Origin of the sequence: Candidatus Palauibacter sp. (genome assembly GCF_965222475.1) — a bacterium.
Classification (GTDB): Bacteria; Gemmatimonadota; Gemmatimonadetes; order Palauibacterales; family Palauibacteraceae; genus Palauibacter.
On the sequence record NZ_CBDCUB010000001.1, the window covers coordinates 903160 to 928236 of the forward strand.

At 69.5% G+C, this 25077-nt stretch carries 29 protein-coding genes; 25 read left to right on the forward strand and 4 right to left on the reverse strand.

The features are described from left to right. Position 1 precedes the first annotated feature (1 nt). From ACOQPP_RS03950 to ACOQPP_RS04040, 19 genes are all read left to right on the forward strand, one after another. Positions 2-1540 carry an NADH-quinone oxidoreductase subunit N gene (locus tag ACOQPP_RS03950; protein WP_419166544.1) on the forward strand — a complete coding sequence of 513 codons (1539 nt, stop codon included), beginning with the start codon at positions 2-4 and terminating at the stop codon, positions 1538-1540. Positions 1541-1640: 100 nt separating this feature from the next. Further along, entirely contained in the window at positions 1641-3008 is a 1368-nt protein-coding gene (locus ACOQPP_RS03955) for a phosphomannomutase/phosphoglucomutase (RefSeq protein WP_419166543.1), read from the forward strand. Positions 3009-3106: 98 nt separating this feature from the next. After that, complete coding sequence (gene sucC / locus ACOQPP_RS03960) at positions 3107-4237, forward strand: ADP-forming succinate--CoA ligase subunit beta (protein WP_419166542.1); 1131 nt, start codon at positions 3107-3109, stop codon at positions 4235-4237. After that, positions 4238-5107, forward strand: a complete 870-nt coding sequence (gene sucD / locus ACOQPP_RS03965) for a succinate--CoA ligase subunit alpha (RefSeq protein WP_419166541.1) — start codon at positions 4238-4240, stop codon at positions 5105-5107. Positions 5108-5176: 69 nt separating this feature from the next. Beyond that, positions 5177-5635, forward strand: a complete 459-nt coding sequence (locus ACOQPP_RS03970) for an HPP family protein (RefSeq protein ID WP_419166540.1) — start codon at positions 5177-5179, stop codon at positions 5633-5635. Between the two features lie 13 nt (positions 5636-5648). Continuing rightward, positions 5649-6065, forward strand: coding sequence for a nucleoside-diphosphate kinase (gene ndk, locus ACOQPP_RS03975; protein ID WP_419166628.1), 417 nt, complete (start codon positions 5649-5651; stop codon positions 6063-6065). Then, entirely contained in the window at positions 6062-6598 is a 537-nt protein-coding gene (locus tag ACOQPP_RS03980; protein ID WP_419166539.1) for a YceD family protein, read from the forward strand. Before ndk ends, ACOQPP_RS03980 begins: the two co-directional genes overlap by 4 nt. Positions 6599-6663: 65 nt before the next feature. Next, positions 6664-6846: a 50S ribosomal protein L32 gene (gene rpmF / locus ACOQPP_RS03985; RefSeq protein WP_419166538.1), complete on the forward strand. Its 183-nt coding sequence runs from the start codon at positions 6664-6666 to the stop codon at positions 6844-6846. A gap of 55 nt (positions 6847-6901) precedes the next feature. Beyond that, positions 6902-7876 carry a phosphate acyltransferase PlsX gene (gene plsX / locus ACOQPP_RS03990; protein WP_419166537.1) on the forward strand — a complete coding sequence of 325 codons (975 nt, stop codon included), beginning with the start codon at positions 6902-6904 and terminating at the stop codon, positions 7874-7876. Continuing rightward, positions 7873-8808 carry an ACP S-malonyltransferase gene (fabD, locus tag ACOQPP_RS03995; protein WP_420635903.1) on the forward strand — a complete coding sequence of 312 codons (936 nt, stop codon included), beginning with the start codon at positions 7873-7875 and terminating at the stop codon, positions 8806-8808. Before plsX ends, fabD begins: the two co-directional genes overlap by 4 nt. Beyond that, positions 8805-9548 carry a 3-oxoacyl-[acyl-carrier-protein] reductase gene (gene fabG / locus ACOQPP_RS04000; RefSeq protein ID WP_419166535.1) on the forward strand — a complete coding sequence of 248 codons (744 nt, stop codon included), beginning with the start codon at positions 8805-8807 and terminating at the stop codon, positions 9546-9548. The genes fabD and fabG overlap by 4 nt, the downstream gene beginning before the upstream one ends. 108 nt (positions 9549-9656) lie before the next feature. Next, positions 9657-9890, forward strand: a complete 234-nt coding sequence (locus tag ACOQPP_RS04005) for an acyl carrier protein (RefSeq protein ID WP_419166534.1) — start codon at positions 9657-9659, stop codon at positions 9888-9890. Between the two features lie 23 nt (positions 9891-9913). Continuing rightward, complete coding sequence (gene fabF / locus ACOQPP_RS04010) at positions 9914-11164, forward strand: beta-ketoacyl-ACP synthase II (RefSeq protein WP_419166533.1); 1251 nt, start codon at positions 9914-9916, stop codon at positions 11162-11164. Positions 11165-11242: 78 nt separating this feature from the next. After that, on the forward strand, positions 11243-11647 hold the full coding sequence (gene purE / locus ACOQPP_RS04015; protein WP_419166532.1) for a 5-(carboxyamino)imidazole ribonucleotide mutase: 405 nt from the start codon (positions 11243-11245) through the stop codon (positions 11645-11647). A gap of 27 nt (positions 11648-11674) precedes the next feature. Continuing rightward, the gene (gene ispF / locus ACOQPP_RS04020) at positions 11675-12181 is read left to right on the forward strand and encodes a 2-C-methyl-D-erythritol 2,4-cyclodiphosphate synthase (RefSeq protein ID WP_420635904.1); all 507 of its coding nucleotides are present in this window, start codon (positions 11675-11677) and stop codon (positions 12179-12181) included. Continuing rightward, the gene (locus ACOQPP_RS04025) at positions 12174-12830 is read left to right on the forward strand and encodes a DedA family protein (protein ID WP_419166530.1); all 657 of its coding nucleotides are present in this window, start codon (positions 12174-12176) and stop codon (positions 12828-12830) included. The genes ispF and ACOQPP_RS04025 overlap by 8 nt, the downstream gene beginning before the upstream one ends. Then, the gene (xerD, locus tag ACOQPP_RS04030; RefSeq protein ID WP_419166529.1) at positions 12827-13741 is read left to right on the forward strand and encodes a site-specific tyrosine recombinase XerD; all 915 of its coding nucleotides are present in this window, start codon (positions 12827-12829) and stop codon (positions 13739-13741) included. Before ACOQPP_RS04025 ends, xerD begins: the two co-directional genes overlap by 4 nt. A 6-nt stretch (positions 13742-13747) precedes the next feature. Continuing rightward, positions 13748-14290, forward strand: coding sequence for a nitroreductase family protein (locus ACOQPP_RS04035; protein WP_420635905.1), 543 nt, complete (start codon positions 13748-13750; stop codon positions 14288-14290). After that, positions 14251-15951: a hypothetical protein gene (locus ACOQPP_RS04040; RefSeq protein WP_420635906.1), complete on the forward strand. Its 1701-nt coding sequence runs from the start codon at positions 14251-14253 to the stop codon at positions 15949-15951. The genes ACOQPP_RS04035 and ACOQPP_RS04040 overlap by 40 nt, the downstream gene beginning before the upstream one ends. 212 nt (positions 15952-16163) lie before the next feature. Here ACOQPP_RS04040 and ACOQPP_RS04045 read toward each other — a convergent pair whose 3' ends face one another. The 4 genes from ACOQPP_RS04045 to ACOQPP_RS04060 form a co-directional block, all read right to left on the reverse strand. Further along, positions 16164-16670 (reverse strand): ParA family protein, encoded by a 507-nt coding sequence (locus ACOQPP_RS04045; RefSeq protein ID WP_419166526.1) that lies wholly within the window; start codon positions 16668-16670, stop codon positions 16164-16166. Positions 16671-16763: 93 nt separating this feature from the next. Continuing rightward, positions 16764-16979, reverse strand: a complete 216-nt coding sequence (locus ACOQPP_RS04050) for a ParA family protein (RefSeq protein WP_419166525.1) — start codon at positions 16977-16979, stop codon at positions 16764-16766. After that, positions 16976-17851, reverse strand: a complete 876-nt coding sequence (locus ACOQPP_RS04055) for an ATP-binding protein (protein ID WP_419166524.1) — start codon at positions 17849-17851, stop codon at positions 16976-16978. Before ACOQPP_RS04055 ends, ACOQPP_RS04050 begins: the two co-directional genes overlap by 4 nt. Then, on the reverse strand, positions 17751-18032 hold the full coding sequence (locus ACOQPP_RS04060; RefSeq protein WP_420635907.1) for a helix-turn-helix domain-containing protein: 282 nt from the start codon (positions 18030-18032) through the stop codon (positions 17751-17753). The genes ACOQPP_RS04055 and ACOQPP_RS04060 overlap by 101 nt, the downstream gene beginning before the upstream one ends. A 276-nt stretch (positions 18033-18308) precedes the next feature. Between ACOQPP_RS04060 and kdsB the strand changes: the two genes are divergently transcribed. The 6 genes from kdsB to ACOQPP_RS04090 are packed head-to-tail and all read left to right on the forward strand — an operon-like array spanning position 18309 to position 25056. Then, the gene (gene kdsB, locus ACOQPP_RS04065) at positions 18309-19055 is read left to right on the forward strand and encodes a 3-deoxy-manno-octulosonate cytidylyltransferase (RefSeq protein WP_419166523.1); all 747 of its coding nucleotides are present in this window, start codon (positions 18309-18311) and stop codon (positions 19053-19055) included. Further along, a complete protein-coding gene (locus ACOQPP_RS04070; RefSeq protein ID WP_419166522.1) occupies positions 19052-20761 on the forward strand; it encodes a CTP synthase in 1710 nt (569 codons plus the stop codon). The genes kdsB and ACOQPP_RS04070 overlap by 4 nt, the downstream gene beginning before the upstream one ends. Then, a complete protein-coding gene (gene kdsA, locus ACOQPP_RS04075) occupies positions 20758-21609 on the forward strand; it encodes a 3-deoxy-8-phosphooctulonate synthase (protein ID WP_419166521.1) in 852 nt (283 codons plus the stop codon). The genes ACOQPP_RS04070 and kdsA overlap by 4 nt, the downstream gene beginning before the upstream one ends. Positions 21610-21651: 42 nt before the next feature. Beyond that, complete coding sequence (locus tag ACOQPP_RS04080; RefSeq protein WP_419166520.1) at positions 21652-22236, forward strand: KdsC family phosphatase; 585 nt, start codon at positions 21652-21654, stop codon at positions 22234-22236. Next, a complete protein-coding gene (locus tag ACOQPP_RS04085; protein ID WP_420635908.1) occupies positions 22202-23329 on the forward strand; it encodes a hypothetical protein in 1128 nt (375 codons plus the stop codon). Before ACOQPP_RS04080 ends, ACOQPP_RS04085 begins: the two co-directional genes overlap by 35 nt. Then, on the forward strand, positions 23326-25056 hold the full coding sequence (locus tag ACOQPP_RS04090; RefSeq protein ID WP_419166518.1) for a hypothetical protein: 1731 nt from the start codon (positions 23326-23328) through the stop codon (positions 25054-25056). The genes ACOQPP_RS04085 and ACOQPP_RS04090 overlap by 4 nt, the downstream gene beginning before the upstream one ends. The last annotated feature ends 21 nt before the right edge of the window (positions 25057-25077 follow it).

Below are 25077 nucleotides of genomic sequence, written 5' to 3' on the forward strand. Positions count from 1 at the left end.
CGTGAGGGTCTTCGACTTCGCCTCGCACGGCAGCTACTGGTTGGCACTTCTGCCGGAAGTCATCCTCTCGATCGCCGCGATGGCGATCCTGATGCGTGACGCCTTCGTGCGCGCGGGCGAGGCCCCGGGCGGCTCCGGCGGGGACGGGCGCATGTCGGTCGACTGCCTCGTGACGCTGTACTCGATCGCGGGCGCGCTCGTCGCGAGCCTGTGGCTCATGGATGCCTCCGGGCCCCCCGACGCCATGATCGCGCTCGACGGTTTCCGGGTTGCGGCCGACGTGATCCTCCTCGGCGGGGGGCTCCTCGTCGTGTCGCTCGCGCGCGACTACCTGAGCCGGGAGGGGCTGCGGTCGCCCGAGTTCCACGCGCTGATCCTCATGGCGCTGGTCGGGATGTTGGTGCTCGTGGCCGCGCGCGACCTCATCCTGCTCTTCGTCGGCCTCGAGCTGATGTCGATCTCGGTGTACGTGCTCACGGGGTACTCGCGGAAGGACCCGCGCTCGTCGGAGGCGAGCCTCAAGTATTTCCTCGTCGGGGCCTTCGCGAGCGCCTTCGTCGTGTACGGGATCGCGCTCCTGTACGGGGCCACCGGGACGACGCGGCTCGCCACCGCCGCCGACCGGATCTCGGCCGGGGCGGGCGCCGGGGGCGACCTCCTCCTCGTGGCCGGCATCGGCCTCCTGCTCATCGGCTTCGCGTTCAAGATCGCGGCGGTGCCGTTCCACATGTGGGCCCCCGACGCGTACGACGGGGCGCCGACGCCGGTCACCTCGCTCATGGCCACCGGCGTGAAGGCCGCCGCCTTCATCGCGCTGCTGCGCGTGCTGACGGTGGATCTGGGCGGTGCCGCGGAGGTGTGGCGGGGCGCCGTGTGGTGGCTCGCGATCCTGACCATGATCGTGCCCAACCTGATCGCGCTCGCGCAGGACGACGTGAAGCGGATGCTCGCCTACTCCTCCGTGGCGCACGCCGGGTATCTGCTCGTGGGCGTGGCGGCGGCCTCCGAACTGGGGCGCTCCGCGTCCCTCTTCTATCTGGCGGCCTACACCGTCGTCACGGCGGCGAGCTTCGCGATCGTCTTCCACGTGGCGGGGAAGGGTGACCGGAACCAGCGGGTGCGGGACTACCGGGGGCTGGGCTGGCGGCGTCCCGTCCTCGGGGTCGCGCTCCTCGTCTTCCTGCTCTCTCTGGCGGGTTTCCCGCCCACGGCCGGCTTCGTGGGCAAGCTGTACCTCCTCAGGGCGGCCGTCGACGCGGGAGAGACGGCGCTGGCGGTGACGCTCGTCCTCACGAGTCTCGTCGCGTACTACTACTATCTGCGCGTGGTGTGGAAGATGTACTTCGAGACGGCGCCCGAGGACGCCCACACGCCACCGTCCCCGAAGCCGGGGTTCAATCTCGTGATCGGGACCTGCGTGGCGCTCATCCTCCTGGCGGGTCTCTTCCCGGGGCGGATCATCGATCGGGCGCGCGAGGCCCTCCCCGACGGGCCCGCCGCCGGCGTAACCATCGCCGGCCCCGAGTCCGACGCCCCGTGACCCGTTAGCCCTCCGGGGCGACCAACGAAGACGCCGTTTTTCGGGCCCGCGCTCCGGCGGCCCGCGCTCCGGCGGCCCCCGACCCGTGACCCGAGGCTCCATGCGCATAGATCCCGGAATCTTCCGCGAATACGACATCCGCGGCATCGTCGGCGACGATCTGACGGAGGAGGCGGCCGAACTGGTCGGCCGCGCCTTCGGGACCGAACTCGCGGACCGCGACGCGCCGCGCGTCGTCGTCGGCCACGACAACCGACCCTCCTCTCCGGGGCTCGCGGCCGCCCTCTGCCGGGGCCTGTGCGCGGCCGGCGTCGACGTGACGACGGTGGGGACCGTGCCGACGCCCGTGCTCTACTTCGCGGCCATCGAGTTCGACGCGGACGCCGGTGTCCAGATCACCGGATCCCACAATCCTCCCGAGTACAACGGGATCAAGATGGTACGGGACGGCGGGGCTCTGTACGGGGATGCGATCCGTTCGCTGCGGACCCGGATCGAGGCGGGGGATTTCGCCAACGGTGCCGGAGAGGTGAGGGAAGCGGAGATCCTCGATCGGTATGTGGAGGAGATCGCGGCGCGCGGTCGGGTGGACGGGAACGTGCGCATGGTGCTCGACTGCGGGAACGGCGCGGGGAGCGTCGTCGCGGTGCGGGCGCTCACCGCCGCCGGGATCGAGGTGGACGGCCTCTACTGCGAGTCGGACGGCACCTTCCCCAACCACCACCCGGACCCGACGGTGGATGAGTACATCCAGGACCTCATCGCGCGAGTGCGGGAGACGGGGGCGGACCTCGGCGTGGGGCTCGACGGCGACGGCGATCGCATCGGTGCGGTGACCGAGGAGGGCACGATCGTGCGCGGCGACCACCTGCTCCTGCTCTTCGCGCGGGAGGTGCTGGCGGAGCGGCCGGGGGCGGAAGTCGTGTTCGACGTGAAGTGCTCGCAGGCGCTGCCGCGGGTCATCCGGGCCGATGGCGGCGTGCCGGTGATGTGGAAGACGGGGCACTCGCTGATCAAGGAGCGGATGCGGGCCGCGGGATCGCCCCTCGCAGGGGAGATGAGTGGACATATCTGCTTCGCCGACAGGTTCTACGGGACGGATGATGCGATCTATGCGGCGGCGCGCCTGGCGGGGCTCGTGGCCCGCGCCGGGCGGCCGCTGTCCGAACTGGCGGCCGGGATTCCGAGCTATCCGTCCACGCCCGAATTGCGCCTCGACTGTCCGGAAGACCGGAAGTTCGCGGTCGTAGCGGAGGCGGCGCGCCACTACCGGGAGCGCCATGAGGTCGTCGACATCGACGGCGCCCGGGTGCTGTTCGACGGCGGTTGGCTCTTGATCCGGGCGAGCAATACGCAGCCGGTGATCGTGGCGCGGATCGAGGCGGACACGCCCGAGCGCATGCGGGAGATCGCGGATGACGCGCGCGGGTTCCTCGCCGGCCAGGGAGTCGAACTGCCACCGGTGTGAGGTCGCCGGCGGGCCGCCGGTGGCCCCCGCGGCAGGTGAACGCGACATTGAGGGGCCCCGGATTCGGGCCTTCCAGCGGAGAGTCGAACGACGATCGGATGAACATTCATGAATTCCAGGCCAGACGGATTTTCGCGAACCATGGCATCCCGGTGCCGGACGCGGAGGTCGCGACCACCCCCGCCGAGGCGGCCGCGGCGGCCGAGCGATTCGGCGGGAGGGTCGTGATCAAGGCTCAGATCCACGCGGGGGGGCGTGGAAAGGCGGGGGGCGTGAAGCTGGCGGCCTCGCCGGCGGAAGCCCGAATAAATGCCGAACGAATTCTGGGCATGAAGATCAAGGGCATCGAGGTGCGGCGGGTCCTCATCGCGCCGGCCGAGGAGATCGCATCGGAGGCCTATGTCGGCATCGTGCTCGACCGGGCCCGCCGGGCGGACACGATCATGGTCTCTTCGGAGGGCGGGGTCGACATCGAGGAGGTCGCCGCCACGATGCCGGAGGCGATCCGCAAGCTGGCCGTCGACCCGCGTTACGGTCTCCTGAATCATCAGGCGACGCTCCTCGGCCACCATCTCTACGACGACCCGCGCGCGGCCCGGCAGGCGGCCTCGATCCTCGGCAAGCTCTACGAGGCCTATCGGGCGAGCGGCGCCACCCTGGCGGAGATCAACCCGCTGATCGTGCACCCGGAAGGGGAAGTGAAGGCGATCGACGCCAAGATGAACATCGACGACAACGCCCTCTTCCGACTGCCCGACATCGCGGCGTTGCGCGACCTCGAGGCGGAGAACCCGGCCGAGGTGCGGGCGCGCGAGGCCGAGCTCTCCTACATCCAGCTGGCTGGGAACGTCGGGTGCTGCGTGAACGGGGCCGGACTCGCCATGGCCACGATGGACCTCGTCAAGTACTACGGCGGGGAGCCTGCGAACTTCCTCGATATCGGCGGTTCCTCCAACCCGGACAAAGTGGTGACGGCCCTCGAACTCATCACCGAGGATCCGAACGTCAACTCGATCCTGTTCAACATCTTCGGCGGGATCACGCGCTGCGACGACGTGGCGAACGGGATCGTGGAGGCGACGAGCCGCATGGATCTGCGGGTCCCGATCACGATCCGTCTGACGGGGACGAACGAGGAACTGGGGGTGGCGATCCTCGCGGACCACGGCTTCGAGGCCATGATCGACATGGACCGGGCGGTCGAGACCGCCGTCCGGCGGGGAAGCTGAATGGCCATCTTCGTTGGAGAGGATACGAGGCTCGTCGTCCAGGGGATCACCGGACGCGACGGTTCATTCCACGCGCGGCAGATGATGGAGTACGGCACGCGGGTCGTTGCCGGCGTGACGCCGGGCAAGGGCGGACGGCGGTTCGATGGCGCCGTACCCGTCTTCGACACGGTCGAGGAGGCGGTGGCCCGGGCCGGCGCGAACACGAGCGTGATCTACGTGCCCGCCCGCTTCGCCGCGGACGCGATATTCGAGTCGGCCGACGCGGGGATCTCGCTCATCGTGTGCATCACGGAGGGCGTTCCGGTCGGGGACATGCTCCGGGTGCTGCCGTACGTGCGGGAGAAAGGGGCGCGGCTCATCGGGCCCAACTGCCCGGGCGCCATCGTGCCCGGCCGCTGCAAGGTCGGTATCCTCCCGGGCCAGATCGTGCGTGAGGGGCCGGTGGGCATCGTGAGCCGTTCCGGAACGCTGACCTACGAGGTCATATTCCAGCTCACGCGGGCGGGGATCGGGCAGTCGGCCTGCGTCGGCATCGGGGGCGACCCGCTCATCGGCACGGATTTCGTCGATTGTCTGGCCGCGTTCGAGGACGATCCGGAGACGGAGGCCGTCGCCGTGATCGGCGAGATCGGCGGGACCGACGAGCAGGTGGCCGCGGAGTTCGTGGCGCGCGAGATGAGCAAGCCGGTCGTCGGCTTCATCGCGGGCCAGACGGCCCCGCCGGGCCGGCGCATGGGGCACGCAGGGGCGATCATCTCGGGTTCCGAGGGGACGGCGGAGGAGAAGATTCGCACCTTCGAGCGGAACGGAATCGGCGTGGCGCGCAGACCGGCCGACCTGGTCGGACTCATGCGCGACCGCCTGTAGGCGTGACCCGGTACCGCCGGGTACGCGAGGCCGGGCGGCGGAAGGACGCGGAACACCAGGAGGCGGGCGATGGAAGTACGGGAGATCATGACCCGCGAGGTGACTACGGCCGAACCAGGCATGGCGCTCAGGGAGGCGGCGGCCGTGATCGTTCGCCGCAGGTTGCGCGCGGTGCCGGTGATCGATGATGAAGGGCATGTGCTCGGCATGCTCACGGACCGCCAACTCATGACGCACTTCCTTCCCCAGCTCGAGCGGGCCCGGGCCGGGCGCCCGGACGTCGGCTTCGGCACGGGCAGCGTGCGGGACATCATGGAACGGACCGTGATGTGCGTGAACGAGGCCGCACTGCTGGCCGACGTCGTCCGGCTCATGCTCGACAAGGAGATCGAGCGGCTGCCGGTCGTCCGCGAGGGTCAACTGGTCGGCTTCCTCACGCGCGGCGACATCATCCGGCGACTCCTGCGCCGCGACGTCGCCGAGCTGGACTCGGACATCGACACGAACGAGGAAACGGAGGGGGTGTGAGGCCGTGCAGAGGATGACGCTGGCGATCATCAAGCCCGATGCGTTCGGCTCGGGGAAGGCGGGCAAGGTACTCGCCGTGCTCGACGAGGCCGGGTTCACCATTCGGGGGGCGAGGGTCCTGCGGCTCGGGCGCGCCGCCGCGGAGGCGTTCTATGCCGTGCACCGGGAGCGCCCCTTCTTCGGGTCGCTGGTCGAGTTCATGACGTCGGGGCCGTGCATGGCGCTCGCCCTCGACCATGAGCGCGCGGTGCCGTACCTCCGCGAGGTGATCGGGGCGACGGATCCCGCGCAGGCGGCGCCGGGAACGGTGCGCGCCCTCTACGCGGAGAGCAAGGAACGGAACGCGATCCACGGATCCGACTCCGATGAGAACGCGAGGCGGGAACTCGGCTTCTTCTTCGGGGAGGTCGACCTCATCTCGACGGGGTGAAGCAGCGGCGCGACCGGAAGTTCGTGACGGAGCCGACGCGGATCGGACTCGCCGGGCTCGACGAGGGCCCGATCGAACGGACGCTCCGGCTGGAGGTGCCGCGGGAACCGCTCGGCGAGTTGCCGCTCGCCTTCGAGCGCGTGGATCTGGAAGTGGAGATTCGTCGCGCGAGCCGCGACGGAGTGCGGGTGCGCGGAAGGCTCGCCGCGCGTACCACGGTCGCGTGCCGGCGCTGTCTCGCCCCGACCCGGGCGGAGGTCGTCGCGGAGTGGGATGTGATGTTTCGCCCGTCCGCCCGGATCACGCCCGGTGAAGAAGGCGTCTGGGCCCTGGAGGCCGAAGCCGGCGAGCTGGATCTGGCGGGGCCGGTCCGGGAAGAGTTGTGGGTGCACGCGCCGGCCTGGGTCGAGTGTTCGGCCGAGTGTCCCGGCCTGTGCCCGGGGTGCGGCGCGCGGCTCGCCGACGAGAGCTGCGATTGCCCGCCTCCGGGGCCGGATCCGCGCTGGGCGGCGCTCGAGAACCTCGGAGGTTGACATTCGAAGCGAGAGACCGCCACTTCACCTGTTCAGCCCGAACCGCATAGGAGTGAGTTGACGATATGGCCGTTCCCAAGCGACGCACGTCGAAGCAGCGCAAGCGAAAGCGGCGTACGCACCACAAGGCGCAGGACACCGCGCGGCAGGCGTGCCCGAACTGCGGAGATCCCAAACGCCCGCACCGGGTCTGTGCGACCTGCGGCCACTACGCGGACCGCGAGGTCGTCCAGGTCGAAGACTTTTGACCCGCGCCCGCGGTCGCCCTCCCCGGGCGACCCGGCTCCGTCGACCGACCCGCATATGATTCGTGTAGCCCTCGATCTCCTGGGGGGCGACGCCGCGCCCGACGCCGCCCTGTCCGGCGCCCGGAGCGCGCTCGCCGCGTGGCCCGACGACATCTTCCTCGTGCTCGTGGGGCCCGACGACACGGCGGCCGGTGCGTTGGAGGGGTTCCCGGGCGATCGCGTCGCCTGGCTCGCGGCCGAAGAGCGGATCGATCCGGCCGAAGCGCCGGCCCTGGCGGTGCGCCGGAAGCCGGACAGCACCGTGGTCCGCGGGCTCGAGGCGGTCCGGGATGGCGAGGCGGACGCCTTCGTCTCCGCAGGCTCCACGGGGGCGACCGTGGTGGCCTCCGTGCTCACGCTCGGACTGCTCCCGGGCGTCGACCGGCCGCCCGTCGGCGCCCTCTTCCCGACCGCGACGGGCCGCGTACTCGTCCTCGACGTGGGGGCGAACGTCGACGCGCAACCGCACCAGTTGCACCAGTTCGCCCACCTCGGGTCGATCTACCTCCGGCATGTGCTCTCGGTGGAGCGCCCGCGGGTCGGGCTCCTGAACATGGGCGAGGAGCAGGAGCGGGGAGGGGGGGTGGTCATCACGGCCCACGGGCGCCTCGCCGCCGACCCCGACCTCGAGTTCGTCGGCAACGTGGAGGGGCACGACATCGTGACCGGAGCCTGCGATGTGCTCGTGTGCGGCGGCTTCGTCGGGAACGTCCTCCTCAAGTTCTACGAGTCGATCGCGGAGTTCGTCCTGCAGGTGTTTCGGAAGGCGGGCGTCGGGGCGGGAGGAGAACTCGGTGAGGCGCTGCGTTTTCTCGACTACACGGAGTATGGCGGCGCCCCCCTGCTCGGCGTGGATGGCGTGTCCGTGATCTGTCACGGCGCCTCGCCGGCACGGGCGATCATGAACGGGATCCGGACGGCGGCCGATGGCGCCGCGTCGGGATTCACCGCGGGGATCGGGGCGGCGCTCACCCGGGAGGGTGGGGCGTGAGCGGCGCCGCTCTCCTCTTCCCGGGCCAGGGGTCCCAGTGCGTGGGCATGGGCCGGGATCTGGCGGAGGACGATTCGTCGGTCCGGGAGCTGTACGAGCGGGCCGATGATGCGCTCGAGATGCGGTTGAGCCGGCTCTGCTGGAAGGGCCCCGAGGAGGAACTGCGGGCCACCGCGAATGCACAGCCCGCGATCATGCTCCATTCGTGGGCCGTGTGGCGGTTGATCGCCGGGAGCACCGGCCCCGTCGCGGCCGGGGCGGGGCACTCGCTGGGCGAGCTGTCCGCCTATCTCGTCTCGGGCGCGTTCGGATTCGAGGACGGTCTTCGGATCGTAAGGGAACGCGGCCGGCTGATGGGGGCGTCCGGGGCCGCCCGGCCGGGGACGATGGCCGCCGTCCTCGGACTCGACGCCGATGCCGTGGCCGAGGTCTGCGAGCGGGCGGGTGGCCGCGCGGGCGTCGTCGTGCCCGCCAACCTGAACGCGCCCGGCCAGGTCGTGATCAGCGGCGATGTGGAGGCGGTCGCCGCGGCGGGCACGCTCGCCCGCGAGGCCGGCGCCCGGCGCGTGGTCCCCCTGAACGTGAGCGGCGCCTTCCACTCGCCCCTCATGGGGGCGGCCGCCGAGGGACTGGCTACCGCCCTTGAAGCGGCGGCCTGGTCCGACCCATCGTTCCCGGTGGTCTCGAACACGACCGCGGCCTGCGTGACGGACGCGGGGACCGCCCGCAGCACCCTCATCATGCAGTTGACGTCCCCCGTGTGCTGGGCGGAGGGGATGGCCCGCATCCGCGAGCAGGGGCCATCGCGCTGGCTCGAGGTGGGGCCCGGCAACGTCCTCTCCGGCCTGGCCCGCCGCATCGATCGCGGCCTCCGGGTCACCCCGGTGGGCGACTCGCCCTCGGTGGATGCCTACCTCAAGGGGGTGGAATGAGCGAACTCACCGGTGAGGTCGCGATCGTCACGGGTGCGACGCGAGGCATCGGCCGCGGGATCGCGGCGGAACTGGCCGAGGCGGGGGCCCGGGTGGCGGTCGTCGGCACCGCCGCGGACCGGGCGCGGGTCGTGGCCGAAGGGCTCCCCGGTTCCGGACACGCGGGCTTCGGTTGCGACGTGTCGGACCCGGCTGCCTGCCGGAGTCTCGTCGAGGCGGTCTCGGAGCGGCTCGGAGTCGCGACGATCCTCGTGAACAACGCGGGGATCGCGCGCGACAATATCGTGCTGCGTCTCAAGGATGAGGACTGGCAGGCCGTCCTCGATACGAACCTCTCCGGCGCCTTCTATCTCGTGCGAGCCGTCGCCCGCGGGATGATGAAACGGCGAGGGGGGAACATCGTGAACATCTCCAGCGTCGTGGGCTTGACGGGCAACCGGGGCCAGTCCAACTATGCGGCGGCCAAGGCGGCCCTGATCTCGTTCACGCAGAGCATCGCCCAGGAACTGGCGAGCAGGGGCGTCCGGGCCAACGCCGTCGCACCGGGGTTCATCGAAACCGACATGACCTCGGGGCTGCCCGAAAGCGTGCGCGAGGCGATGTCCGCGAAGATTCCCCTCGGTCGGCCGGGATCCCCGTCGGATGTCGCCACGGTCGTCCGCTTTCTGGTCGGTCCCGGGGCTTCGTACGTCACCGGACAGGTCATCGTCGTGGACGGCGGAATGGTGATGCATCCGTAGGAATTCCGCGGGACGCTTGGCAAGGCGGCCCGAGAGCGCATATTACGCGCTCGCAGCAGACACCGGTGGGGCCGCGCGCCGGCCCCCTTCTCGCAAGGAGAGCACGCAATGCAGGATACCGCTGCACGAGTGCGGGAGATCATCGCGCAGGAACTCGGGGTGGAGCAGGAGAAGGTGGTTGACGAGGCCAACTTCGTCGATGATCTCGGCGCCGACTCTCTCGACACCGTAGAACTCGTGATGGCCTTCGAAGAGGAGTTCGGGATCGAGATTCCGGACGAGGATGCGGAGACGATGCAGACCGTCGGGGAGGCGATCGAATACCTGAACTCGAAGGCATAGACGCCCCGACTGCCGCGCATCGAATGAAAAGACGTGTTGCGATCACCGGGGTCGGGATGGTCACACCTCTCGGCCTCGACCCCGACGCGACGTGGGACGCCCTCCTCCGAGGGGTCAGCGGCGCGGGGGGCATCACCCTGTTCGACGCTTCCGATCAGTCCGTCCGCTTCGCCTGCGAAGTGAAGGACTTCGACCCGGCGCGGTACATGGACCGGAAGGAGGCCCGCCGGGCGGACCGCTTCCTCCAGTTCGCGATGGCGGCCGCCGATCAGGCGATGACGCAGGCGGGTTTCGCCGACGGCTTCGGCGACCTGCCGTCCGATCGCGCGGGTGTGCTCATCGGGGTCGGCATCGGTGGGCTCCCGCTCCTCGAGGCCCAGCACAAGAAACTGCTCGAGGGTGGGCCGCGACGCGTTTCTCCCTTCTTCATCCCCATGTTCATCCCGGACATGGCCTCGGGGATGGTGTCGATGCGGTATGGGGCTCAGGGTCCCAACTACGCGACCGTCTCGGCCTGCGCCTCCAGCGGACATTCGGTCGGACTCGCCTTCCGCTCGATCAGGAACGGAGAGGCCGACGTCATGATCACCGGAGGCAGCGAGTCCACGATAACGCCGCTCACCGTGGCCGGGTTCGCGTCGATGAAGGCGATGTCGACGCGTAACGACGACCCGGAGCACGCTTCCCGTCCGTTCGACGCCCAGCGGGATGGCTTCGTGCTCGGGGAAGGGGCGGGGATGTTCATCCTCGAGGGGCTGGACCACGCGCAGGCGCGCGGGGCGGAGATCCTCGGGGAGATCGCCGGGTTCGGGCAGAGCGCGGATGCGTACCACATGACGGCTCCGGCGCCGGGTGGCTCCGGCGCCCGCCTGGCGATGCAGCACGCGCTCGACGACGCGGGCTTCGTGCCGGCCGACATCGGATACATCAACGCGCACGGGACTTCGACGCCCGCCAACGACGCGACGGAGACGAAGGCGATCAAGGATGTGCTGGGAGACCACGCCCGGTCGATCGTGGTCGGCTCCACGAAGTCGATGACGGGGCACACGCTGGGGGCGGCCGGCGCGATCGAGGGCGCGATCTCCGCCCTCGTGTGCCGAACCGGCGTCATCCCGCCCACGATCAACTTCGAGGAGGCCGACCCCGCCTGCGACCTCGATTACGCGCACGGAGGGGTGATCGAACGGCCGGTCGCCGCCGCCTTGTCGAACTCCTTCGGCTTCGGCGGCCACAACGTGTGTCTGGCCATACGCCGCTGGGACGGGGAGTAGACGCCCCGCGCGCGAGTGTCGCGCGCTACGGGCGGTCAGCCGGGAGAAGGCGCCGGGAGAAGGCGCCGGGAGAAGGCGATGAGTTCAGTGCTGGTGATGATGGGGTCCGAATCGGACATGCCCACGATGGAGAAAGGCGTGTCGATCCTGCGTGAGGCAGGGGTCGATGTGCAGGTCGAGGTGAGTTCGGCGCACCGGCAGCCCGAGCGGACGGCGGCCCTCGCCGCGGGCGCGCAGGCGGCGGGCCACGCCGTCGTTATCTGCGGAGCGGGATTGTCGGCGGCGCTGCCCGGCGTGGTCGCGGCGCGCACCTCTCTCCCGGTCATCGGCGTCCCGGTCTCGGCGGGAACCCTCGGGGGCCTCGACGCGCTGCTCTCGTGCGCGCAGATGCCCCCCGGCGTCCCGGTTGCCGCCGTCGGCATCGACAACGCGAAGAACGCGGCCCACCTCGCCCTCCGCATCCTGGGCGTGGCCCGGGGCTGAGCGGCGCCCGCGGGGATCGGTCCTAACGTGAGGGTCGGCGTCGGCTTCGACTCTCATCGCTTCGATGAGACGCGGCCGCTCGTGCTGGGCGGCGTGGTCATCCCGGATGTCTCCGGTTTGAAGGGCTACTCCGACGGCGATGCGGTCGCGCACGCGATCACGGACGCCGTCCTCGGGGCCGCGGGCCTCGGCGACATCGGCGCCATGTTCCCCGATACCGATCCCGCCCATGAGGGAGCGGACTCGGTCGCCCTGCTGGCCGCCGCGGTGCGGCGGTTGGGGGGGCGCGGGTTCTACGTGGGGAACGTCGACGTGACAGTGGTCACCGAGCGGCCCCGCATCGCGCCGCACGCGAGGGCCATGCGTGAGCGGCTGGCGGAGGCCCTCGACGTGCGCCCGGCCGCCGTATCGATCAAGGGGAAATCGAACGAGGGGCTGGGCTGGATCGGGCGGGGAGAAGGCCTGGCCGCGATCGCGGTCGCGACGGTGGGCCGCGGCCCACCCGGATCCGAAGGGGCGGCGGGCGGTGCCTGAGGTTCCCGGCGTCCAGGCTCTCCTCGATTTTCTGCTCGGGATCCCCGAGGTCGTCGCCTACGCGCTCATCGCCCTCGGCTCCGCCCTCGAGAACATCTTTCCGCCGATCCCGTCCGACACGTTCGTGGTTCTGGGCGCGGTCCTCGCCGATCGGGGCTCGCTCGAGCCGGCCGGCGTGCTCCTCGCCGCCTGGGCAGCGAACACGGGCGGCGCGCTGTGCATCTTCGGGCTGGCCCGACGGCACGGCCCGGCCATGTTCCGCACACGCTGGGGCAGGCGGCTCCTCCGCCCGCACCAGCTCGACCGCATGTCCCGCTTCTACGAGCGCCACGGCCTGTGGGCGATCTTCCTTTCCCGCTGTCTCCCCGTGCTGCGCGTCATCGTCCCGACCTTCGCCGGGTTCGCGAGTCTCGGGGCCGTCCGCGCTCTGGTCCCGCTCGTCACGGCGTCGCTGCTGTGGAACGCGCTCATGGTCGCGGGCGGGATCCTGGCCTCGCGCAACGTGGACCGCCTCTTCGACCTCCTGGGCCGGGTGAACGCATGGCTCCTCGTCGTGGCCGCCATCGTCCTGGGCGTCGTACTCGGGTGGTGGATTCGGAGCCGCCGCGAGGAGCGGGAGGAACGCGAGGAACGCGAGGAGGAGGAGTGACGGAGCGCGGCCTCGACGCGGGACGCGCGTATCACCTGGAATCGTTCCGCGACCATCTGGCCTTCGATCGCGGCCTCTCCCCCCGTACGATCGATGGCTACCTGCGCGAAGCGCGGCGCATGGCGGAGTTCGCCATCTCGCGGGGCGCCGACTCGCCGCGCGAGGTCTCGTACGAGCTGCTGCGCGATCACGTCGCGCGCCTCGCCGAAGAGGGAAAGGCGGCTTCGAGCGTGGCGCGGGCCGTCTACGCGTTGCGGGGATACTTCCGGTTCCTCGTCCTCGAAGGGGTCATCGAAACGGATCCGAGCGAGCGGCTCGAGGCGCCCCGCGCCGGACGTCATCTCCCGGATGTCCTCTCGGTGCCCGAGATCGAGGCGCTGCTCGGCGCGATCCCGCTCGACGACCGCGCCACTCGCCGCGACCGGAGCATCCTCGAACTGCTCTACGGGTGCGGGCTCCGCGTGTCGGAACTCATCGACCTCGGAGTCCGCGACCTCGACCTCGAGGAGGGACTCGTCCGCGTGCGGGGCAAGGGTTCGAAGCAGAGGCTGGTCCCCGCCGGGGCCGCTGCGCGGTCGGCGGTACGCCGATACCTTCGGGAGTCGAGACCCGAACTCGACCGCGGGGACTCGGAGGGGCGGGTATTCCTCAATCTTCGGGGGCGTCCGCTGAGCCGGATGGGGGTGTGGAAGATCCTCCGGCGTCATGTCGAGCGCGCCGGAATCGGGAAGCACGTGACGCCCCATACGCTGCGCCACAGCTTCGCGACGCACCTGCTCGAGGGAGGCGCCGACCTCGCGTCGGTCCAGGAAATGCTCGGACATGCGGATATTTCGACGACCGAGATCTACACGCACGTCGACCGGTCGCACCTCCGGCAGGTGCACCGCAGTCACCACCCTCGTGCCTGACCGCCGATGCGGCTGACCCGCCTGCTGCACCTCGCGCGGAACCGGCGCCGCGTCCTCCGCTTCGACGACCGGCTGGTCGCACCCGACACGGTCGAAGCCGTGCTGGAGGCCGCCCGCTACGCGCCATCCGCCCGGGAGGCGCAGCCGTGGCGCTTCGTCGTCGTGCAGGAGGCGCTCGCGCGGCACCGGATCGCCAAGGCGGCCTTCAACCATCCCCACGTGCGGCTCGCCCCGGTCGTCATCGTGTGCTGCGCGCGCATCCATTCGCACGTGAGCGGGACGGGCCGGCAGAGCTTCACGGGGGACCTCGCCGCCGCGATCCAGACGATGGTGCTCACGGCGGCCGACCTCGGGCTGCAGTCGAGCTGGATCTACGGTTTCCGGGAGCCCGATGTCCGGCGGGTGGTCGGCGTCCCGGAGGATGTGCCCGTCGTGGCGCTCTTCTGCCTGGGCTTTCAGGACGGGCTGGCCGAACTGGCGGAGCGGCGCCCGCGCGACGAGGTGATCGCGTGGGACCGCTGGAGCGCCGGCGCGAAGATCGCGCCGTGATGCGCCGCGGGCGCCGGCCCTCACGTAAGCCGTTCCGGCTGCTCCGCCGTCCCGCACTCGGGTTCGCGGCGGCGCTGGTCCTTGCGCTACCGGGCCCGGCCAGCGGCCAGCAGGTGCGCCTGGCCGGCGAACCGCGCTCCGACGCTCAGGAGGCCCTCCGAAGCTTCCTCGAGGCGAATCGCTTCGACCTCTGGGTGCGCGACACGGTGCTCGCGAGAGCCGACACGGTGCCCGGGTCCGTCCTCGTGCTTGAAGGCACCGCCCGTATCGCCGGACGGATCGCGGGCGGCATCTACGTGGTGGACGGTGACCTCTTCCTCCGGGGCGGCGCATCGGTGGCCGGCGATGTCCTCGTGCTTGGGGGAGGCTTCTACGACTCCGGCCTCGCCGAGGTCGGAGGCGCTATCACCTACCGGCCCAACGAACCGCTCCGCGTCCGGCCCACCGGCGGCGGCTTCGAGATCATCTCTGAAGTCGAGCCCGAGCCACCCTTCGAACTCGACGGCACCTGGGGTGTCCGTCTGCCCACCTACGACCGGGTGAATGGCCTGTCCCTCCCGGTCGGCGCGCTGGCCCGCGTGTCGGATGCCCCCGGCCGTCCCGAACTTGCGGTGGGCGGCATCTGGATCCCCGCTCGAGGAGATGTGGATTTTCGTTTGCACAATTGGTGGCACCTGGGCGAGCGGGTCCGCCTGGGCTTGTTCGCGACCAGCGCTGTGGTCAGTAATGACGGCTGGATCCACCCGACGTGGTACAACAGCCTGGCGCATTTCGTCGCGGGCGATGACGGCCGGAACTACTACGATTCCAGGCAGTTCGGCGTCGAACTGGAGTGGACCTCGCCGGAACCGCCGGTATGGGAGAACTCCCCCGGGTGGCGCTTCGCGGTCTCCGGCGGACGGGAACACGCTGAACGTCTCCGCCGTCGTGACGTGACTGTTCTTTTTGGAGACGAGCCCCCCGACACGGTTCCGTGGTTCGAACCGGCCCTGTGGGTCGAAGAAGGAGGCCTCTGGTTCGCGCGCGCCGCTTTCGAGTGGTCGGTGCAGAGCCGGAAGGGCCGCGCGGCGTTCGGCTTCGGCGCAGAAGCCGGTCTCGAGGACGAACTCCGGCGGATCGTCGTCCTGACGGGATCTGACGCCATCCGACCTTCGGTCGCCCGCGGCGATGTGAGCGTCGACAGGTACGATTTCCTGCTTGTCGAGGGGCGCGTGTCGCTTCGTCGCGTGACGGCGTGGGGACACGCGGTGGATGCGTTTGCCATCGGTCGGGCGGACGTGGCTGGCCGTTTGCCCGAGCGGAGGTACTCGACGATCGGCGGCCTGGGCACGCTGCCCACCATGCCGCTGCGGGGATTGCACGGTGCCCGTATGGTCTACGGGGAAGCCGCCTACGCCGTGCCCCTCATCGGAGACGCGGCCCTCGGCGGGCTGGATGTATTCGCGCGCGGGAGCGCAGGCGGCGCCGGATCGCCTCGGTACGACTTCGAGCTGCATGCGGCGATCGCGGGCGGGCTGGCCGTTCGGCTGTGGGACTTCCAACTGGAGTTCGGCGCCGCCGCGGGGTCCACCGCCGAGCCCGACGATCCCGGCGTCATCGGGTTCATCGACGTCCGCACGCGCCGGTCGGCGCGACCCACCCGGATGCCGCCGCCGCGCTGAGGTCGATCAGCCCGCGTCTCCCGGTTGCGCCAGGGGGGATCTTCGCTCGACGCGCTGTTCAATTTCCCGGGCGAGCCGCCTGAAGTCGTCGAATGCCTGTGTCGCGGCGACTGCATGGCTACCAATCGCACCATCGGCTGGCGAGAGTTTGAAGATCGGCTTCCGGGCGTCCTGCCCAAGCGGGATGAGGCTTCGGTAGTGTTTGACCGTGGCTATGCAGTGCGGGTCGGACTCGGCGGCCGGGCAGCCGGCTCACAGTCCAGCACGCTCCGGGCATACTCGCCCGGCATCCTCCTGGCCCAGCGATCGTACGCCTTTACAGGCCGACTGAGTCGCACTCCGTGCTGCTGGATCACGTACCCGATCGGCTCCATTTTCCCGTGCGGCAGGTCGAATTCCGGAGAATCCCGGTTCTGACGACGCTTGCCCCATTCGCTTCGCCAGCGACGCAGGGTCGGTCCGAGGTTCCTCAGTCCCTGCCGCGAAAACAGGTCGGCGCCCAGGGGTACCACAACGAAGTCCGTCGCAATCAGCGCGGACCGGTTTATCGCCCCGAGGCTCGGGCCAACATCGACGAGGATGATATCCGCCTCGCACTGCCGGGCGCCTCGCTGAATCACGAGCCAGAATGCCGTGACGACGCGAAACGCTCGATAGAGGTTGTTGTTGTCGAGGCAATTGGGCCATTGCGCCGAGAGCAGGTCCTCGAAGCCGGACAAGGCGAGGTCGCCCGGTATCAGATGGAGGCCGTCAGATAGGCGGCGCAGGCGCGGTTCCCGGATATCGCCCCCCTTGGTGAGCGGAGAAATGCACTAGGCGATTGTGTCGGCCTTGTCGGCGGAGGATTCCCAGAGCCTCTCCACGTCGCCTTCCGAAAGAAAGGCGGCAGTGAGATTCGCCTGCGGATCGAGGTCGACGGCGAGAACGGAGCGATCCAGCTCCGACAGCATCCAGGCCAGGTGATAGACCAGTGATGTCTTCCCCACACCCCCCTTGTTATTGAAGAACGTCAGCGCCGGTACGTTCATGGCCGGGCTCCGACGATACAGCTTACCCACTGCCGGTTGACATTGAATGCCGGTTCGGGCTGACCGTTCTCGCTCAGCGTGCGGCGCGCAATCGGAATGCCCACGCCGTATCGCTGAACCAGGCCGAGCGCGCGCATCGCCTCCGCGAGGTTGGGGTTCCGGTACGACACGATTCCCGGTTGTCCGAAGTTCGCGATCGTTACTCCTCCATACGGACCGCCCGGGCTGCCGGTCTCGATACGATCGTCGAACCAGTACACATGCACGGGAGCGTTGGTTTCGTCGTAGGCCCGGTGCATCACCGCGTTTCTTGCCAGTTGTTGCAGCGCCTGCAACGGATAGGTGGATCGGTGTCGGTCTGTCCGTCCGGAAGTAATGTCAACCGCCGTTCGGTTGTGCGCTGACAGCTTCTCGTCCAGACGGCGCATCATGTGCATGATCGGTCCGTCGCATCGAGCTTCGTCTGCAATGTCATCGGCCAGGGCCGTTCCCGCGATGCGCAGGAACTGCACATAGGCGCCCGGGAGAAAATCCTGTGGCCGGGTTCCAAGCACCGGAATCCCGGTTACGGTCGGAGTCGGATCTTCCGCCGTCGCAACCATCTTCGTAGCCGCCAGCCGTTGAAATAAGCTACGGTCATTGCTTTCGAGCACAGCGCGGTTGACTGCCTGCGGAAGATATTCCTCTTCGAAACGCCGCAAGTCCAGATGATCGATGTCGGCCGTGGCAAGAGGTTCGGCGTCAAAGGGAGTATCGCCGTACCGTCGTTTCTCATTCAGGAGACGCTCGTCCTGTGTTTCCGTCCGTCTTGATGTCCGCGAGTTGTCGTAGTAGCGAATCCGTGATCTCCAAGCCAGTTGGTTCGCCGGCATCGTTCGCGCCTACGAAGACCACGCCCGGACGCTTGTGGCCAGGCAGATCGTTCGCGAACGCGCACACAGCTTGCCGGATCTTCCTTGGGGCATCGCCCCGAAGTGACTCCCTTCGCTCCGCGAACTCGGACTCGAGGTCTCCCAGCATTGCCTCCAGTTCGCGGTTCGAATAAGGGCTCATCTCTCACACCGGCTCGGATTGATTGGCAGCGCCGCGACGGACGGGGCGGCCAGGACCGCTATGATATGGGTTACTTTCGCGTTGGCGCGAGGTTGCGTCGGGCTCGAACGCCGGTCACGGCGCCCGCGGCGTCATCGCGTTTGCCGACGGTCGCACCCGGCGATCCGTTGGGCCTGTCCGGATGCTGATCTGACGCTCCGATTTTGACAACCCCGGAGCGCGCGCCTAGCTTCTTGCGATGCCGCTCCAAACGAATCAAACCTGCCGCCGATGGGCGTGATCTGCGTCCTTCCCGCTCGACTCTACAGCACACGTATCTCCAGGAAGCTCCTCCAGAAACTTGCCGGCCGCACCCTGCTCGAGTGGTGCTGGCGCGCCGCATCGGCCATCCGCGTCTTCGACGACGTCGTGGTCGCGACGGACAGCGGTGAGATCGAGGCCTGCGCGCGCGGGTTCGAGGCGAAGGTCGTCAGGACGCGATCCGACCACGTCTCGGGTACCGACCGCGTGGATGAGGCCGCGGATCTGCTCGGCGCGGGCGAAGACGATGTCGTGGTCAACTTCCAGGCCGACGAGCCTTTCGTGGACGGCGGCGCGATCGAGGGTGCCGTGCGGAGAGCGGAGGAAGTCGCCACCATCGCGGCCCCGATCGGCTCGGAGCATGAGTGGCGGTCCTCCGCGGTGGTCAAGGTCGCTCGGGCCGCCGACGGACGGGCACTCTACTTCAGCCGGAGTCCGATTCCGTTCTGGCGGGACGAGTCACCGGAGTTGGGGACCCACGCGCGCCTGCGCCACGTCGGCGTCTACGCGTACCGCCGGTCGGCGCTGAGGCGCTGGGCGGCGCTGCCCGCATCGACGCTCGAGCGGGCGGAGCGGCTGGAGCAACTGAGGGCGCTGGAAGCGGGCATGCGGATTCACGTCGAACTCGGTCCCTGGACCGAACCCGGTGTCGACCTGCCCGTCGATATCGAGCGCGCGGAGCGGATATTGTCCAGCAGGGGAGAGCAAAGGAGGCGGGGATGACGGATCACGGATCGCCGACCAAGTACATCTTCATCACCGGGGGCGTCGTCTCCTCGCTGGGGAAGGGGATCACCGGGGCCTCGATCGGGCGTCTGCTCGTGGAGCGCGGCCTGCGCGTGACGATCCAGAAATTCGACCCCTACCTGAACGTGGACCCCGGCACGATGTCGCCCTTCCAGCACGGCGAGGTGTACGTGACGGACGACGGGGCCGAGACGGACCTCGACCTCGGACACTACGAGCGGTTCATCGACGAATCTCTCTCCCAGGCGAACAACGTCACGACGGGTCGCGTCTATCAGAACATCATCACGAAGGAGCGGCGCGGTGACTTCCTCGGCGCCACGGTCCAGGTCATTCCGCACGTGACGGACGAGATCAAGGACGCGATCCGGCGGCTGGCGCCGAATCACGACGTCGTGATCACCGAGATCGGCGGGACGGTGGGCGACATCGAGTCGCTCCCCTTCCTCGAGGCGATCCGCCAGTTCCGACAGGACGTGGGGCGGAAGAACTCCCTCTTCATCCACCTTACGCTCGTGCCCTGGATCGCGGCCTCGGGCGAACTGAAGACGAAGCCGACGCAGCACTCGGTGCGCGAACTCCTGGGGATCGGGATCCAGCCGGACCTGCTCGTGTGCCGAACGGAGCACGATCTGGAAGACGGCATCAGAAAGAAGATCGCCCGCTTCTGCAACGTCGACGTGAGCCGCGTCATCGAGTCGCGCGACGTGGCGACGATCTACGAACTCCCGCTCGCCTATCGCGCGCAGGCCGTGGACGACCGCATCTGCGAGCAGTTCGGGTTCACGTCGAGGCCCCCCGACCTCCGCAGCTGGGAGGCGATGGTCGAGAGGATCAAGAACCCGAGGGACGGCAGGGTCCGGATCTGCGTCGTGGGCAAGTACACGGAACTCGTCGACTCGTACAAATCGATCGCGGAGGCCCTCATCCACGGCGGGATCGACAACGATGTGGAGGTCGAGGTCGCGTGGCGGTCGTCGGAGGAGGTGGAGGAGGGAGGGGCCGAGTTCGTCGACCGCTTCCACGGCGTGCTCGTGCCGGGCGGGTTCGGGATCCGCGGTGTCTCCGGCATGCTGGAAACGATTCAGCTCATCCGCGAGCGCGGAATCCCGTACTTCGGAATCTGTCTCGGCCTGCAGTGCGCGATCATCGAGTTCGCACGCAACGTGTGCGGTCTGCCGACCTCCCATTCGTTCGAGTTCGACGCGAAGACGAGCGATCCGGTCATCTCGCTCCTGGATTCGCAGCACAGGGTGACGGAGATGGGCGGCACCATGCGGCTGGGGGCCTACCCCTGCCGGCTCGCGGCGGGGTCGCTCGCACGGCGGGTCTACGGCGCGAGCGAGATCTCCGAGCGGCATCGTCACCGGTACGAGGTCAATCCCCACTATATGGAGCCCCTGCGCAGGGGCGGGATGGAGTTCAGCGGGATGTCGCCGGACGGCGGGCTCGTCGAGATGCTCGAGCTTCCGGATCATCCGTTCTTCCTCGCGACCCAGTTCCACCCCGAGCTGAAATCACGGCCGAACAAGCCCCACCCGCTCTTCTCGGCCTTCGTCGAGGCGGCGGTGACGCGCCGGGACGCGGTGGCGGCTGCACAGCCGACGCGGACGCGCACCGTGGGCGAGTGGGAGGAGTCGGAGGCGTCGGCCCGGACGAACGGGGTCACGGCCGCGAGATGACCCCCGGACGTGCTCCCTTCTTCTCCGGTCGCCGCCGGACGGCGTCGGGCCCAGAGGGGAAGCCCTGGACTTCTCTCTTCCTGATCGCGGGACCGTGCGTCCTCGAGGACGACGGCTTGAACTTCGAGATCGCGGATCATCTCGCCGAACTCGCGGACCGGCTCGACCTCCCGGTGACGTTCAAGGCCTCGTTCGACAAGGCGAACCGGAGTTCGGCTTCGTCGGCGCGGGGGCCGGGACTCGATGCGGGTCTCGAGGCGCTGGCGCGGGTGCGCGAGCGATCGGGTCTTCCCGTGCTCACCGACATCCACCTCCCCGAGCAGGCGGCGCGCGCGGCCGCGGTCGTGGACGCACTCCAGATCCCGGCTTTCCTCTGTCGCCAGACGGACCTGCTGCGCGCGGCCGGCGCGGCGGGTCGTCCCGTCAGCGTCAAGAAGGGACAATGGATGGCCCCCGGCGACATTGGGGGCGCGATCGGCAAACTGCGGGAGGCGGGGGCGCGCGAGGTGGCGGTGACGGAACGGGGATTCGCCTTCGGCTATGGACGGTGGGTCGTCGACATGCGGAGTTTCGCGGTCATGCGGGAGACGACGGGGTGCCCGACGGTGTTCGACGCGTCGCATGCGGTGCAGTTGCCGGGAGGGGAAGGCTCGGTGAGCGGCGGCGAGCCGGAGCACATCGGTCGGCTGGCGGCGGCGGCGGTCGCCGCGGGTGCGGATGGGCTGTTCGTGGAGGTGCATCCCGATCCGGGCGCGGCCCCTTCGGACGGATCCAACATGCTGCCGCTCGCTGAACTCGGAGCCGTGCTCGAGCGCGCGATGCGCGTGCGCGAGGCTGTGGCGGCCTGACGTGAGCCCTCGCGGTGCGCGGCCGGACCCGAGAGGCGCGTCATGACGCCGGTGCTCGACCCTCGACGGGCGAAGGCCGTACGGCTGGTCTCCCTGGACGTCGACGGCGTCCTCACGGATGGCTCGATCTGGATCGGTGCGGACGCGGCGGGCCGGACCGAGATGCGTCGCTTCCACGCCCTCGACGGGATGGCGATCCGGCTCATGCAGCGGGCGGGCCTCGTGGTCGCCTTCGTGAGCGGGAAGCGTTCGCTGGCGGTGGGGCTGCGGGCCCGGGAGCTGGGGATCGAAGAGGTTTCGCTCGGAGCGCCGGAGGGAAAGCTTGCGGCGCTGCGGGGTATGCTGGCGCGGCGTGACTGGACGTTGGCCCAGGCCGCCCACCTGGGCGACGATCTCGCGGATCTCTCCGTCATGGAGCGGGTAGGGCTTCCGGCGGCGGTCGTCGGCGCGGCGCCCGAGGTGCGCGCCTCGGCGGCCTGGGTGGGCACGGTACCCGGCGGAGAAGGCGCCGTGCGTGAGTTCGCCGAGGCCCTGCTGGCAGGGCGTGGGGAGTGGGACGATCTGGTGGCGGAGTTCCGGGAAGGAGGACGGTTTGCGGTTCGAGTACGTGATGCGCGGGGGCGGTGAGCGTCGGGGCGCGCGGGGGGGCGGCCCGCCGCCGCTGGCGGTGCTGGTCGCGCTCTTCGCGGCGTGCGAACCGGACAGCGCGCCTCCGACCGCCGGCCAGCTCCTCCCCGAAGGCGTCGAGATGGCGCAGACGGCGATGCGTACCGTCGTGACGCGCCAGGGGATCCGGCGCGCGGTCGTGGAGGGGGATACGGCCGAATGGCACGGAGAGAACGAGGTCCACCTGCGCCCGATGAGGATCATCTTCTACGACGTGAACGGGAATCAGTCCTCCGAAGTGACCTCGGTGTACGGCATCTACGATGAACTCACCGGGGATCTGCAGACGGAAGGAGACGTGGTCGCCGTGGACTACGTCGATGGTCAGAGGCTCGAGACCGAACGCATGCGATACGTGAACGCGGAGGGGCGCCTCTACGGCGACACGCTGTTTCGGCTCTCGCGGGACGTGGGGACGATGCTCATCGAGGGTTCGGCGTTCGAATCGGATCCGGCCCTCGATTCGGTCATCGTGCTGAACCCCGAGGGCGAGACCCGACCCCCGATCATCACCGTCGCGGACACGACCCCTGCGGCCGCGGACACGACGCCTGCGGCCGCGGATACGACTCCAGTCTCGCAGGATACCGTCGAGACGGAGGTTCCGGCGTTTGTGGCTGAGGACACCGAGGCGACCCGTCCGGATACGATGGCAGCGCGGGATTCGCTGGTTGCGCCGCCGGACAAGACCGTCGCGCGGGATTCGCTGGTCGCGCCGCCGGACAAGACCGTCGCGCGGGATTCGCTGGTCGCGCCGCCGGATACGACCGTCGCGCGGGATTCGCTGGTCGCGCCGCCGGATACGACCGTCGCGCGGGATTCGCTGGTTGCGCCGCCGGATACGACCGTCGCGCGGGATTCGCTGGTTGCGCCGCCGGATACGACCGTCGCGCGGGATTCGCTGGTCGCGCCGCCGGACAAGACCGTCGCGCGGGATTCGCTGGTCGCGCCGCCGGATACGACCGTCGCGCGGGATTCGCTGGTTGCGCCGCCGGATACGGCCGTCGCGCAGGACACCACGGGTGCACCCCCGGATACCACGGCGCGCCGGTGAATTGCGTCCGCTCCCGCCTCCCGGCTCTGCTCGCCGCCACGGTGTGGCTTGCGGGTCCGCTCTCCGCACAGGAGCCCGACTCCATTCCGGCGCAGGAGGAAACCCGGGAGGGCATCGCCCCGGCGATCGGGGAATGCACCCTGAGGTGGCGCCCGCTCGAAGCCGACACGCGAAGCTTCACGAACCGGGATGTCGCGGGTGAGCACGTCACGCACCTGAGTGGTCGTTACCTGTGGACCTGCGGTTCGGCCACGATGGAGGCGGACAGCGCCATCAAGCGAGATGGCCCCCGGCAGGTGGAACTCCTTGGCAACGTGGTCTACGAAGACACGATCCGGACGCTGAACTCCGACCGTCTCCTCTACTTCCAGCTGTCCGATTTCATCATCGCCGAGGACAATGTCGAACTCGTCCGGATCATGGACGGATCCACGCTCACCGGTCCCCGCGTCGAGTTCCTGCGGGCGGTCTCCGGCATCGACGCGTCCACGACCGCGCCGGGCCGACCTACGGTTACCTTCTATCCCGAAACGGGAGAGTCGCGCGAACCCTTCGAGGTGAAGGCCGATTTCGCCGTGTTCGCGGGAGAGGACGAGGCCCGGTTTTCGGGGGATGCGGTGATCGTCCGCAGCGACCTCAGCGCGCGAGCCGACACCGCCTATCTCACCAGAGAGGACGGACTCGGCGTGCTGTGGGGGGACCCGTGGATCGAGGCGGAAGGGATCCGGCTCGAAGGCGACACGATACGGTTCCGGTCCGAGAACGAGGAGCTCGAGGCGGTGCAGGCGATCGGCGGGGGGTACGCGTCGGGAGAGAACTTCGAGGTGCGGGCGGAAGCGATCGACATCGAGATGGGAAACCGGGAGGTGGAACACGTCTGGGCCTACGGCGACGGGGTCGGCGAAGCCATCTCCGGCACGCACCTCCTGTATGGCGACTCGCTTCACTTCGTGATGCACAGGAGCCAGATCGACACGGCGTACTCGGTGGGGGATGCGGTCGCGATCCAGCGTGACACTTCGTTCGCCGCGTTCGCCGCGGACGATGCCGCGGAGGCGCAGGCCGAGGACGCCGCGGGAGAAGCCGCCGGAGACTCGACGGCGGCCCGGCCGGACACCGTTCCGGCGGAGTCCGATTCGGCCGCGGCCTCCGGGGACCCCGCGGACTCGGCGGGCTTGGCGGCCGACTCCGAGGCGGAAGCCGAGCCGGACGGTGCCGAAGGGCCGGAACTCGCGCTCGACGGCTCCATGAACTGGGCGCGCGCGGACACGCTCGTGGCCATCTTCGAGCGATCCGACGAAACGGCGACCGACTCGGCGGCTGCCTCCGCACCGGCCATGTCTCAGCTCATCCTCGCGGGAGGGGCGAGCGCCCTCTACCGGATGGTCCGGGATTCGACGGCTACGGCGCGGTCCTCCCGCAACTACCTCGTCGGCCTCCGCATCCAGGTGGATTTCGAAGATGGGCAGCCCCTCGCCGTGGTCGGCGAGCACGCGATCGGCGTGTACCTGGAACCGCGGGAGGTATTCGGGGAAGAAGAGTCGGCCGACAGCACCGAGGTGGCGGGTGATACGCCGGCGGACACGACGGCGACCGGGGAGGCGGCGGGGACGGCGCCGGGCGATTCGATCCGTGCGCTACCGGACAGCGTGTCCGCGCCACCCGATACGTCGTCGGCCCCGCCGGATACGTCCTCCGCCGTCCGCAGATCCAGGAGAGTGTGGTGAGTGACCCGCAGCCGCCCGCCG